Annotated in this window: 9 protein-coding genes; 6 read left to right on the forward strand and 3 right to left on the reverse strand. The window is 64.8% G+C overall.

All coding sequences use genetic code 11. The features are described 5' to 3' along the window. On the reverse strand, nt 1-2,434 hold a 2,434-nt coding region (gene polA, locus ABR948_RS22075), incomplete at its 3' end, for a DNA polymerase I (protein WP_428122039.1). 153 nt (nt 2,435-2,587) lie between these two features. Between polA and ABR948_RS22080 the strand changes: the two genes are divergently transcribed. Next, the gene (locus ABR948_RS22080; protein WP_428122041.1) at nt 2,588-3,181 is read left to right on the forward strand and encodes a hypothetical protein; all 594 of its coding nucleotides are present in this window, start codon (nt 2,588-2,590) and stop codon (nt 3,179-3,181) included. 139 nt (nt 3,182-3,320) lie between these two features. Here the strand turns inward: ABR948_RS22080 and ABR948_RS22085 are convergent, their stop codons facing one another. Next, nucleotides 3,321-4,172 (reverse strand): LysR family transcriptional regulator, encoded by an 852-nt coding sequence (locus tag ABR948_RS22085; protein WP_428122044.1) that lies wholly within the window; start codon nt 4,170-4,172, stop codon nt 3,321-3,323. 94 nt (nt 4,173-4,266) lie between these two features. On the opposite strand from ABR948_RS22085, the gene ABR948_RS22090 reads away from it, so the two are divergent. Then, the gene (locus tag ABR948_RS22090; RefSeq protein ID WP_428122047.1) at nt 4,267-5,238 is read left to right on the forward strand and encodes a quinone oxidoreductase family protein; all 972 of its coding nucleotides are present in this window, start codon (nt 4,267-4,269) and stop codon (nt 5,236-5,238) included. A gap of 16 nt (nt 5,239-5,254) precedes the next feature. On the opposite strand, the gene ABR948_RS22095 is transcribed toward ABR948_RS22090, so the two are convergent. Beyond that, a complete protein-coding gene (locus tag ABR948_RS22095) occupies nt 5,255-6,322 on the reverse strand; it encodes an acyltransferase family protein (RefSeq protein ID WP_428122049.1) in 1,068 nt (355 codons plus the stop codon). 181 nt (nt 6,323-6,503) lie between these two features. Between ABR948_RS22095 and ABR948_RS22100 the strand changes: the two genes are divergently transcribed. The 4 genes from ABR948_RS22100 to ABR948_RS22115 all read left to right on the forward strand — a co-directional run. Next, complete coding sequence (locus ABR948_RS22100; protein ID WP_428122052.1) at nt 6,504-7,814, forward strand: UDP-glucose dehydrogenase family protein; 1,311 nt, start codon at nt 6,504-6,506, stop codon at nt 7,812-7,814. Between the two features lie 168 nt (nt 7,815-7,982). Then, on the forward strand, nt 7,983-10,472 hold the full coding sequence (gene hrpB / locus ABR948_RS22105; RefSeq protein WP_428122055.1) for an ATP-dependent helicase HrpB: 2,490 nt from the start codon (nt 7,983-7,985) through the stop codon (nt 10,470-10,472). 126 nt (nt 10,473-10,598) lie between these two features. Next, nucleotides 10,599-11,114, forward strand: a complete 516-nt coding sequence (locus ABR948_RS22110; RefSeq protein ID WP_428122057.1) for a TIGR02281 family clan AA aspartic protease — start codon at nt 10,599-10,601, stop codon at nt 11,112-11,114. A gap of 126 nt (nt 11,115-11,240) precedes the next feature. After that, a partial coding sequence (locus tag ABR948_RS22115) for a phosphohexomutase domain-containing protein (RefSeq protein WP_490337850.1) occupies nt 11,241-12,076 on the forward strand: 836 nt, incomplete at its 3' end.

Genomic DNA, 12,076 nt, shown 5'->3' on the forward strand with positions numbered 1-12,076 from the left:
CGGGAATGTCGGCGATCTCCGCCAGCAGCCGCAACTCGATTTGCGAGTAATCCGCCGACACCAGCTTGTGCCCTGATGACGCGATGAAGGCACGGCGGATTTTCCGGCCGTCTTCGGTGCGCACAGGAATATTCTGCAGGTTCGGCTCGTTCGATGACAGCCGCCCGGTGGTGGTCGCCGCCAGCGCGTAGGTGGTGTGGACGCGATGGGTCTGCGGATGCACATAGGTCGGCAGCGCGTCGGTATAGGTCGATTTCAGTTTCGAGACCTGCCGCCATTCCAGGATCTTCTTTGGAAAGGTGTGGCCCTGCTCGGCGAGCTCATCGAGGATTTGCGCGGAGGTCGACCACGCCCCGGTCTTGGTCTTGCTGCCGCCGGGCAATCCCATCTTGCCGAAGATGATGTCGCCAAGTTGCTTCGGGCTACCGACATTGATCGGCTCGCCCGCGATCTCCTGAATTTCGGCTTCGACCCGTGCCGCGGTCTGGGCGAATTCACCCGACAGCCGCGACAATACCTGGCGGTCGATCGAAATGCCGCGCCGTTCCATCCGCGCCAGTACCGAAATCAGCGGCCGTTCCAGCGTCTCATAGACCACCGTCATGCGCTCGGCGACGAGGCGCGGTTTCAGAACCCGCCACAGCCGCAGGATCACGTCGGCATCCTCGGCCGAATACGCCGTCGCCCGGTCGATGGCGACCTGATCGAAAGTGAGTTTGCCCTTACCGCTGCCGGTCAGCTCGCCGTGGCTTATGACGGCATGGCCGAGCCAGGCTTCGGCCAGCGCATCGAGCCCGTGCGAGTTGCGGCCGGCGTCGAGCGCATAGGACATCAGCTGCGCGTCGTCATGGTTGCGAAGCGTGACGCCGTGCTGCGCGAACATCACGGCATTGAACTTGATGTTGAAGCCGATCTTGAGAATCCCGGCCGATTCCAGCAGCGGCCGCAGCGCCTCGAGCGCCTCGGCCGCCCCGATCTGGTCCGGCGCCAGGCCGGCGGCGAACAGGCCCGCGCCGTCGCCGGATTGTTTGTGGCTGAGCGGGATGTAGCAGGCGTCGTTAGGCGCCAGCGCCAGCGCGATGCCGCACAGCTCGGCCTGCATCGGATCGATCGAACTGGCTTTTGCTTCGATGGCGAAGTGCCCGACATCGTGCACGCGGGCGATCCAGGCGCTGAGCTCGGCGAGCGTTCGGATGGTCTGGTACTTGTTGCGATCGACCGGGGTTTTGCGCGCGGCCTCGGCGCGCGCGGCGGCGAGCGAGATGGGCGTGCCTTTGAGGCCAGCGGCCGGTGCGCTCCCTCCCCCCTTGTGGGGGAGGGCTGGGGAGAGGGGTAAGCCCAAGGCACCTCGTTGCTGGGACCCCTCACCCCGACCCTCCCCCACAAGGGGGGAGGGAGCAAAAAGATCGCCGTTGTCGCGCGGCGGAGCAGGCGGCGACCCCGCCGACTTACCGCTTGCGCCGCTCTTGTTGTTGCCGTCGGCTTCGACATCCGCCGGATCGATCTGCGAATATTCGGCGACGCGGCGCGTCAGCGTGGAAAATTCCATCGCCTTGAGGAACGCGATCAGCTTGCGCGCATCGGGTTCGTGCACCGCGAGTTCATCCAGCGGCACGTCGAGCGCGACCTTGTCGTCGAGCAGCACCAGTTTTCGCGAAATGCGCGCCTTCTCGGCGTTCTCGAGCAGCGCCTCGCGCCGCTTCGGCTGCTTGATCTCGCCGGCGCGGCTGAGCAGGGTCTCGAGGTCGCCATATTCGACGATCAGTTGCGCGGCGGTCTTGATGCCGATGCCGGGCACGCCCGGCACGTTGTCAGTCGAATCCCCGGCCAGCGCCTGCACCTCGACCACTTTTTCCGGCGGCACGCCGAATTTCTCGATCACCTCGGCAATGCCGATGCGGCGATCCTTCATGGTGTCGAACATGGTCACTCTGTCGGTGACGAGCTGCATCAGGTCTTTATCGGAAGAGACGATAGTCGCGGTGGCGCCGCGCTCGCCGGCCTCGCGCGCATAGGTCGCGATCAGATCGTCGGCCTCGAAGCCGCCCTGTTCGAGGCAGGGCAGGTCGAACGCGCGCACGGCCTCGCGGATCAGCGGGAATTGCGGGATCAGATCGTCCGGCGCCGGCGGCCGGTGTGCCTTGTAGTCGGGATAGAGCTTGTTGCGGAACGTGATTTCCGACTTGTCGAAGATGATGGCCAGATGCGTCGGCCGGTTGTCCGGCGGCATGTCGCGCAACAGTTTCCACAGCATGTTGCAGAAGCCGAGCACGGCGTTGACCTGCAGCCCGTCGGATTTGCGATTCAGCGGCGGCAGCGCGTGGTAGGCGCGGAAAATATAGGAGGAACCGTCGACCAGAAAGACGTGGTCGCCTTTCGTGAGGGCTTTGACGGCGACGGGCTTGGCGGCGGCTTTTTCGGATGTTTTCGGCATGGCCGCAACTTAGGGATTTTTGCGGCGATTGACAGCCTCCGGAGCAGGATGTGCGGTGAATTTTGTGCCCGGCCACGAGTTGCATCGGCGGCCATTCCATGACCCCCTGCGGCCACCCAAGATAGCCGGCAAGAGACCCAAAAGGACGAAATCATGACCGCGCAACTCGATGTGCTGATGGAGAAGATGCGATCGGTCGAGGCCGAGATCGAGGCCGAACTGGCGAAGCAGCGGGAAGAGCTGCGGTTTCGCATCGAAAACAAGCGCATCATATTCGAAGAACAGGTGCTGCGGGCGCAGCGCGCGATCAAGGTCGGGCTGCCGCGCTATATCCGCGACGCCCATCCGCTGGTGGCGCTGACCGCGCCGGTGATCTATTCGCTGATCGTTCCGATCGTGCTGGTCGATCTCTGGGTGATGGCCTATCAGGCGATCTGCTTTCCCGCCTACAAGATCCCGAAGGCGCGCCGCCGCGATTACCTGATCTTCGACCGGCATCATCTGGCCTATCTCAATACCCTCGAGAAGATCAATTGCGCCTATTGCTCGTATTGCAACGGCGCGATCGCATTCGTCCGCGAGGTGGCATCGCGCACCGAGGTCTATTGGTGCCCGATCAAGCACGCCCGCCGCGTGCTCGGTCCGCACCCGTATTACCGGGGGTTTGCCGATTTTGGCGACGCCGAAGGGTTTCGCGCCAAGCTTGAGCAAATGAAAGACGGCGTGAAGATCGAGGGGGCGGGGTGAGGGGCCGCAACTTACTTGGTCGTCATGCCCGGACTTGGTCCGGGCATCCATCAATCTTCGAAAGCGGTTTTCAAAAGCAAGATGGATTGCCGGGTCAAGCCCGGCAATGACAGCTTGCGGCCCGCCGCGATCCCTTTCGTCATTTCGTCTTGATGCAAGCGGTCAGGAATTCCATCACCGCGCGCACCAGCGGCGTCTGGCGGATATCGCGATGCACCAGCAGCCACACGTCGCGGCTGGGTGGCGCGGATGTGGCATCGTAACGTTCGAGCCTTGGATCGACATCGCCGAGAAAGTTCGGCAATACCGCGACACCGACGCCGGTTCGCGCGGCCGCGGCCTGGTTCTCCAGGTCGTTGGTGCGCAGCACGATCTCGTTGCCGGCGGCGATGGCCTGTAACCATTTTTGCTGAGGCGCGTCGTCCATGCTGTCGTCATAGGCGATGAAGGCAAAGGCGTGACGCGGCGTCGCCTTCAGATAGCTGGATGCGCCGTAAAGGCCGAAGCCGAAGCTGCCGATCTTGCGGGCGATCAATCCCGGCTCCTGAGGCCGCGACAGGCGCAGCGCCACGTCGGCCTCGCGACGGTTCAATGACGCGGTCCGCTTCTCGCCGATCAGCTTGATCCGGATGCCGGGGTGGCGGCGGCGCAATTGAAACAAATGCGGGGCGATCAGCGCATTGGCGAGCGAAGGTGGCGAACTGATCGACACTTCGCCGCGCAGGCCCGGCTTGGCAGCCTGCACCGCGCGCCCGACCGCGAACGCGGCTTCTTCCATCGGCACCGCCGTCGCGGCGATGCGCCGGCCATCATCGGTCAGCTGATAGCTGCGCGCCCGGCGATCGATCAGCTTCAGCCCTGTTTCTGCCTCAAGAGCCGCGACGCGGCGCGCCACGGTGGCGTGGTCGACCCCGAGCCGCCGTGCCGCGGCGGACAGGGTTCCTTCCCGCGCCAGCACTACGAAATGCCGCAGATCTTCCCAATCGGACATTGTGCAAAATCTCACATCAAGAATGCAGATTTGTGGAATTTCGCATATTCGCAGGTAATGGCAAAGCGCTCTTGTGAAATCAAGGAGCAGAGTTATGGCCCATGTCATTAGGTTGAAGGCGCCCGGCGGCGCCGACCAGCTCGAAAGTGCCACGATCGAGCTTGCGCCCCCGCAAGGCGACGAAATCCGGATTCGTCAGACTGCAATTGGCGTCAACTTCATCGATATCTACCAGCGCATGGGGCTCTATCCGTTGCCGCCGGCGGCGATACCGGGTGTCGAAGCGGTCGGCGTGGTGACGTCTGTCGGCGCCAATGTCACCTCGCCGCGGGTTGGCGACCGCGTGGCCTATGCCGGCGCGCCGGTTGGCGCCTACGCTTCGGAGCGAAATCTGCCGGCCTGGCGCGCGGTGGGTTTGCCGTCGTCCATCGCCGACGAAGCGGTCGCGTCGGTATTTGTCAAAGGCATCACGGCCTACATGTTGTTGACGCGGGTCTATCCCGTAGGCCGGGGAACGACGGTGTTGCTCCACAGCGCGGCCGGTGGGCTCGGGCAATTGATGACGCGATGGGCGCGGCATCTCGGCGCGACCGTGATCGGAACCGTCGGTTCCGAGCTCAAGGCCGAGACCGCGCGTCATGCCGGTGCGCATCATGTCATCGTCGGCCGCGACGCGGATTTTGCCCGCGAAGTGGCCGGTCTGACCGATGCCCGCGGTGTCGACGTGGCCTATGACGGCGTCGGCGGTGCGACACTCGCAAAAACGCTGCAATGTGTGCGGCCGTTCGGCGTGATCGCGAGCATCGGGCAATCGGCTGGCGCCATTCCACCCGTTGATGTCGAGGATCTCGGCCCGCGGCGCAGCCTGATGCTGGCCCGGCCCAGCGTCATGGCCTACATGAACCAGGCACAGGATTACCGGATTGCGGCGGACGCGGTGTTATCGGCCGTGCGAGAGGGCATCCTGCCATCGGCCGGAAAAGCCTATCGGCTGAGTGATGCAGCGCAAGCTCACGCCGATCTCGAGGCAGGGCGGAGCAGCGGGTCCCTGTATCTGGTGCCCTGAACCCTGACAGCGTGGATTATTCCGCCGGCTGCAGCGTCGGGCGGCGTGGTTGCTTCGGTGCGATCCAGAACGCGGCCGGACGCTCGAACAGGAAGGTTGCCCCGGCCGCCAGCGCTAATTGCCACAGCACCAGCGCTCCGGCGACGCCGGCGATGGTGACGATCAGCCCGATGGCCCCGACATCGTGGAACGGTCCGGCCCGCAGCAGCAGGGTCCGCGTCGCCGCCATCGGCAGGAAGAACGCCAGATAGATGACGATGGAATGTTCGCCGCAAAAGCGCAGGAAATTCAGCCAATGCACCCGCGCCAGCAGCGTGGCGGATGTGATGATGGCGCAGGCGCCGGCGAGCCCGAGCATCAGCGATATCAGCGGCGTCTCGCTGAAACCCGACATCACCAGGCCAGCGTTGACGATGGCCCAGAGCGCCAATGCCGCGAGCGCCAGCCGGGGATGCGCCCGGGCGCGATCGGAAAGCGCAAACACGGTACCGGCGAACAGGTAGCCGGAATAGAAATAGACGAAGCGCCCACAAAACTCGTCGATCGCGGTCCAGCCGGTGACGATGTGCGCCGTCTCCAGCAATGCCGCGATGCCCCAGATCAGGAGCGGCGGCATTCGGCGCGTGGCCTTGGTGACCACGAAGAAAATCGGCAGCAGATAGATGAACCACAGAGTGCCGAACGGCTCGATCATGGATTCAAGATACAGCAAACCAACATGGCTCCAGCTGGACTCGGCGGCAAAGGACGGCGCCTTGAAGCCGAACTGGATCGTCACCCACAGCAGGTAGAAATAGGCGAAGTGGACCACCTTGCGGTCGAGATAGGTGCGCCAGTCGCGGTCGATCACGACCGGCAGGAACAGGCCCGAGATCAGGAAGAAATCCGGCATCCGGAACGGTTTTGCGAACGCCACCAACAGATGCATGAAGCCGGTCTTGCCGACGGCCAGTTCCACGCCCAGCACCGAATGCATCATGACCACCATGATGATGCAGATGCCCTTGGCGTAGTCCACCCAGTCGATGCGTCGCGCCGATGGCGCGGAAAGCCCGGCGACGGCGGATGTGCCGTTTGATGTCATCGGTGTCCCTTTTTGGCGTAGCCTTGAGGCATCATCGGCCGGATCGGTTGCTTTCCCCTTTATTCATACAAATGACATGCCGCTTTTTCGCGCTTTTCCGGTTTCCTCTGAGCCGTAAAATGCTCTAAGACCCGCCCACAAATCGGATCGATTCCGTTAACCATCATCGACAGGCTTTGAAATGCGTATCGCCATGATCGGCACGGGTTATGTGGGGCTGGTGTCAGGCGCCTGCTTTGCGGATTTCGGCCACCAGGTCACCTGCGTGGACAAGGATGGCGACAAGATCGCCGCCTTGCGCCGGGGCGAAATCCCGATTTTCGAGCCGGGCCTCGATGCGCTGGTCGCCGCCAATGTGAAGGCCGGACGACTGGACTTCACCACCGATCTGGCCGCACCGGTCGCCGACGCCGATGCCGTGTTCATCGCGGTCGGCACACCGTCACGGCGCGGCGACGGTCACGCCGATCTCACCTATGTTCACGCCGCGGCGCGCGAGATTGCCGCGGTGCTGAAGGGATTTACCGTCGTCGTGACCAAATCGACCGTGCCGGTCGGCACCGGCGACGAAGTCGAGCGCCTGATTCGCGAGGTCAATCCTGCCGCCGATGTCGTGATCGCCTCCAATCCCGAATTCCTGCGCGAGGGTGCCGCGATCCGCGACTTCAAGTTCCCGGATCGTATCGTGGTCGGCACCTCGGACGAGCGCGCGCGCAAGGTGCTCGGCGACGTCTACCGGCCGCTGTCGCTCAATCAGGCGCCGCTGATGTTCACGGCGCGGCGAACCGCGGAGCTGATCAAATACGCCGCCAACGCGTTCCTCGCCACCAAGATCACCTTCATCAACGAGATCGCGGATCTGTCCGAAAAGGTCGGCGCCGATGTCCAGGAAGTCGCGCGCGGCATCGGGCTCGACAACCGCATCGGCTCGAAATTCCTGCATGCCGGGCCGGGCTTCGGCGGCTCGTGCTTTCCCAAGGACACCCGTGCGCTGGTCAAGATCGCGCTCGATCACGACGTGCCGCTGCGGATCGTCGAAGCCGTGCTCGCGGTCAACGACAACCGCAAGCGCGCGATGGCGCGCAAGGTCTCGAACGCGCTCGGCGGCAGCCTGCGCGGCAAGACCATCGCCGTGCTCGGCCTCACCTTCAAGCCCGACACCGACGACATGCGCGAGGCGCCGTCGATTCCGCTGGTGACCGGTCTGCTCGATCTCGGCGCGAAGGTCCGCGCCCACGACCCGGTCGGCATGGAGCAGGCGCGCCGCGAATTGCCCGATATCGAATATAGCGAGGATCCCTATGCCTGCGCGCGCGGCGCCGACGCGCTGGTGATCGTGACCGAATGGGTGCAGTTCCGCGCGCTCGACCTCGAACGCCTGAAACGCGAGATGGCGCGGCCTGTCGTGGTCGATTTGCGCAATATCTATCGCCGCGAAGACATGGTCGCTCTCGGCTTTACCTATGAGAGCGTCGGCCGCGGCGCGATTTGAGCCGCGGAAGTGATCCAGGTGAAGCTGTCATACCCCGCGTAGACGGGGTATCCAGTACCCTCGGTCCTCGCGGTCAGTAACGCCGGCGTTTACTGGATAACCCGCTGGAGCCTGTCATCGGGCGGCGCCTGCGCCGACCCGGTGGCGGGTGATGACGGAACAGAGATTTTGCCCCGCAGCTTCGACACGCCCCTTCCGATCGACGCGGTGCTGGACGAGCTGGCGCGCACGCTCGCGGCTCGCACCGCCGCCGTGCTGGTGGCACCGCCGGGGGCCGGCAAGACCACGCGGGTGCCGCTGGCGCTGCTCGATGCGCCGTGGGTCGGAACCAAAAAGATCATCGTGCTGGAGCCGCGGCGGATCGCGGCCCGCGCCAGCGCCGAGCGCATGGCGCATACGATCGGCGAGCGGGTCGGCGAGACCGTGGGCTACCGCGTCCGGTTCGGCTCGAAGGTTTCGCGGGCGACGCGGATCGAGGTCGTGACCGAGGGAATTTTCTCGCGGCAGATTCTCGACGATCCGGAATTGTCCGGTGTCGCGGCGGTTTTGTTCGACGAATTTCACGAGCGTTCGCTCGATGCTGATTTGGGCCTGGCGCTGGCGCGCGATGCGCAAGTCGGGCTGCGCGAGGATCTGCGCATCCTCGTGATGTCGGCGACGCTGGACGGCGCGCGGGTCGCCAGACTGCTCGGCGACGCGCCGGTCATTGCCAGCGAAGGCCGCGCGTTTCCGGTCGAGACCCGCTATCTCGGCCGAAAGCCCGACGCGCCGCTGGAGCGGCAGATGGCGGATGCGATCGCGATGGCGCTGCGCGCCGATCCCGGCTCGGTGCTGGCATTTCTGCCGGGCGCAGCAGAAATTCGCCGCACCCAGAATTTTCTCGGCGAGCGCGTTCACGATGCCGCGGTGGAAATCGTGCCGCTGTTCGGCGCGCTCGATGCCGCCGTCCAGGACCGCGCCATTGCGCCGGCCCCCAAGGGTCATCGCAAGGTGGTGCTGGCGACCTCGATCGCGGAGACCTCGCTGACCATCGAGGGCGTTCGCATCGTGGTCGATTCCGGCGTGGCGAGGGTGCCGCGCTACGAGCCTGACATCGGTCTGACGCGGCTGGAAACCGTGCGGGCCTCGCGCGCCGCGGTCGATCAGCGCCGCGGCCGTGCCGGGCGTACCGAGCCCGGGGTCTGTTACCGGCTGTGGGACGAACCGCAGACCGCTTCGCTGGCGGCCTATACCCAGCCGGAAATCCTGAGCGCCGATCTGTCCTCGCTGGTGCTAGATCTTGCGCAATGGGGCGTCAGCGATCCCGCGACATTGGCATTTCTGGATCCGCCGCCCGCGCCCGCGCTGAAGGAGGCGCGCGGCCTGTTGCGCGAACTCGGCGCGCTCGACAGCGACGGCCGGCTGACATCGGAGGGCAAGAGCCTGCGTGCGCTGGCGCTGCCGCCGCGGCTGGCGCGCATGGTGGTGGATTCGCATCGCTTGGGCGCTGGCGAGGAAGCCGCGGAGATTGCCGCGGTGCTCACCGAGCGTGGCCTTGGTGGCGACAATGTCGATCTCGAGGTCAGGCTCGATCAGTTTCGTCGCGATCGCGCGCCACGCGCCAGCAGCGCGCGCAGCCTGGCGCAACGCTGGGCCGCGCAGGTGGCCGCGGGCGAGGCCTCCTCCGCAACGGGGGATGAGGTGACCACCGGCATGATGCTCGCGTTGGCATTTCCCGATCGCGTCGCGCGCAATCGCGGCAATGGCAGCTTTGTCCTCGCCAATGGACGCGGTGCGGCCGTCGACCCGGCTTCGGCGCTGGCGCGCGCGCCCTATGTCGCGGTCGCCGAATTGACCGGCACCGCCGCGCAGGGGCGGATTCTGCTGGCGGCCCGGATCACGCTGGAGGAAATCGAGCGGCATTTCGCCGGGGAGATCGAGACCACGGACGAAGTTACGTTCGATCGCGCCGCGATGGCGTTGCGCGCGCGCCGCAAGCGTGCGCTGCATGCGATCACGCTGTCGGAGGCGCCGCTGGCGCTGTCGCCGTCGGCGGAAACCGCGCGGGTACTGGGCGACGGGCTGATCGCCGCGGGTCTCGACCGGTTGCCGTGGTCGAAGCCATCGAAGCAGTGGCGCGACCGCGTGATGTTCCTGCGCAAGGCCGAGGCCGACCCGCCGCAGAGCCCGTGGCCCGATTTGTCCGATGACGCGCTCGCCGCGCAACGCGAGGCGTGGCTGGTTCCCGAACTCTACGACAAGGCCTCGCTGAAAGAGTTTTCGGCGGGCGATCTGTCGGAGGCGCTGATGACTTTATTGCCGTGGGAGCTGCGCGCCCGGCTGGAGCGGGAAGCGCCGACCCATTTCGAGGCGCCGACCGGCACGATGTTGGCGATCGATTACGAGGCCGAGCAGGGGCCGACGATTGCGGTCCGGTTACAGGAATTGTTCGGGCTCAACACCCATCCGTCGATTGCAAAGGGCGCGATTGCCCTGGTGCTGGAGTTGCTGTCGCCGGCGCATCGCCCGGTGCAGGTGACGCGCGACCTGCCGGGTTTCTGGCGCGGCAGCTACGCAGCCGTGCGCTCCGATCTGCGCGGGCGTTATCCGAGGCATCCCTGGCCGGAGGATCCCGCCAGCGCCGTGCCGACCCGGCGCGTCAAGCCCCGGGGAACGTAAAGACGGTCCCCCGTTAACACTTCGCTCATCCTTTTCGTCAAAATGGCGGCCTGCGGCGCCGCCATTGGTCGCAGTTTTGTCGCCGACGTGGTGATATCGGCGAGTCCTCTGGTCGGGTGTGGCGCGATGCGTTCGATAATGATCTTTGCCGCGTTCATGATCGGGCTTGGCACCATCATGGCGCAGATCGCCGACAGGATGACCCCCGCGCTCGCCAATACCGTGCCCCCGAAAGCCGCCGCCGTCGTCGAGCCGCCGGCGTCGAGCGGCCTGCGCAGCCTCAGCATCGCCCCTGACGCCCGGGGGCATTTTGAGACCGAAGGCCGGATCAATGGCCAGCGCATCGGCTTCATGGTCGATACCGGCGCATCGGTGATCGCGTTGAACGAAAGTTCTGCGGCGCGGTTCGGGCTGCGTCCGTCGCGCGGCGATTACAAGGCGACCGTCACGACCGCCAACGGCACCATCAAGGCGGCGGCGACGCGGCTGGCGATGGTCGACATCGGCGGCATCGTGCTGCACGACGTCGACGCCATGGTGCTGCCGGACGAAGCGCTGTCGGAAAACCTGCTCGGCCTGTCGTTCCTGTCGAGGCTGAAGCGGTTCGAATACGCCAAGGGCAAGATGGTGCTGGAGCAGTAAGGGCTCCCCGCTGCCAATTCGCCGCAATTAATCGCAACAAAGCGGACGATCCCGCCTTCCACTGCACCCATGCATTCGCTATGGCTGCGGTGCGTCCCTTATTGATTGAACGACGAGGCCGTTTGCATGTTTCCGAAGCCGAAAGCCGCGCTGGTGCCCAACACCTATGCGTTTGAATCCGAGCCGATGGTGAAGGTGACCGGCTTTCGCGAATACGATGCCCGCTGGCTGTTCGGCAAGGAAATCAACCTGATGGGCATTCAGGCGCTCGGCATGGGGCTGGGGGCGCTGATCGCAGAACTCGGCGTCAGGCAGGAGGTCGTGACCGGGCATGATTTCCGCGGCTACTCGGCCTCGATCAAATACGCCCTGATCTCGGGGTTGATGGCGTCGGGCTGCAAGGTGCACGATATCGGCCTGTGCATGACCCCGATGGCCTATTTTGCGCAATTCGAGCTCGACGTGCCCTGCGTGGCGATGGTGACGGCATCGCATAACGACAATGGCTGGACCGGCGTCAAGATGGGCGCCAACCGTCCGCTGACATTTGGTCCCGACGAGATGACCCGTCTGAAAGAGATCGTGCTCAATGCCGATTTCAGCAACAAGGTCGGGGGCAGTTACGAATTTCACGAGAATTTTCCGGCGCGCTATATCGCCGACCTGACCGCCCGTCCGAAGCTGAAGCGCAAATTGAAAGTCGTGGTCGCCTGCGGCAACGGTACCGCGGGCGCCTTCGCACCGCAGGTAATGGAAGCCATCGGCTGCGAGGTGGTGCCGCTCGATACCGAACTCGATTACACCTTTCCGAAGTACAATCCCAATCCCGAAGATATGGAAATGCTGCACGCGATCCGCGACGCCGTGCTGGCGAACAAGGCCGATGTCGGCCTCGGATTTGACGGTGACGGCGACCGCTGCGGCGTGGTCGACAATACCGGCGAGGAGATTTTCGCCGACAA

It is taken from the genome of Bradyrhizobium sp. (genome assembly GCF_050014615.1).
Classification (GTDB): Bacteria; Pseudomonadota; Alphaproteobacteria; order Rhizobiales; family Xanthobacteraceae; genus Bradyrhizobium.

Excerpts from the sequence above, each read along its gene's own strand:
- ABR948_RS22095 (WP_428122049.1), bottom strand. The coding sequence starts at position 6,322 with ATGACATCAAACGGCACATCCGCCGTCGCCGGGCTTTCCGCGCCATCG.
- ABR948_RS22110 (WP_428122057.1), top strand. The coding sequence starts at position 10,599 with ATGCGTTCGATAATGATCTTTGCCGCGTTCATGATCGGGCTTGGCACC.
- ABR948_RS22090 (WP_428122047.1), top strand. The coding sequence starts at position 4,267 with ATGGCCCATGTCATTAGGTTGAAGGCGCCCGGCGGCGCCGACCAGCTC.
- ABR948_RS22085 (WP_428122044.1), bottom strand. The coding sequence starts at position 4,172 with ATGTCCGATTGGGAAGATCTGCGGCATTTCGTAGTGCTGGCGCGGGAA.
- ABR948_RS22100 (WP_428122052.1), top strand. The coding sequence starts at position 6,504 with ATGCGTATCGCCATGATCGGCACGGGTTATGTGGGGCTGGTGTCAGGC.
- ABR948_RS22080 (WP_428122041.1), top strand. The coding sequence starts at position 2,588 with ATGACCGCGCAACTCGATGTGCTGATGGAGAAGATGCGATCGGTCGAG.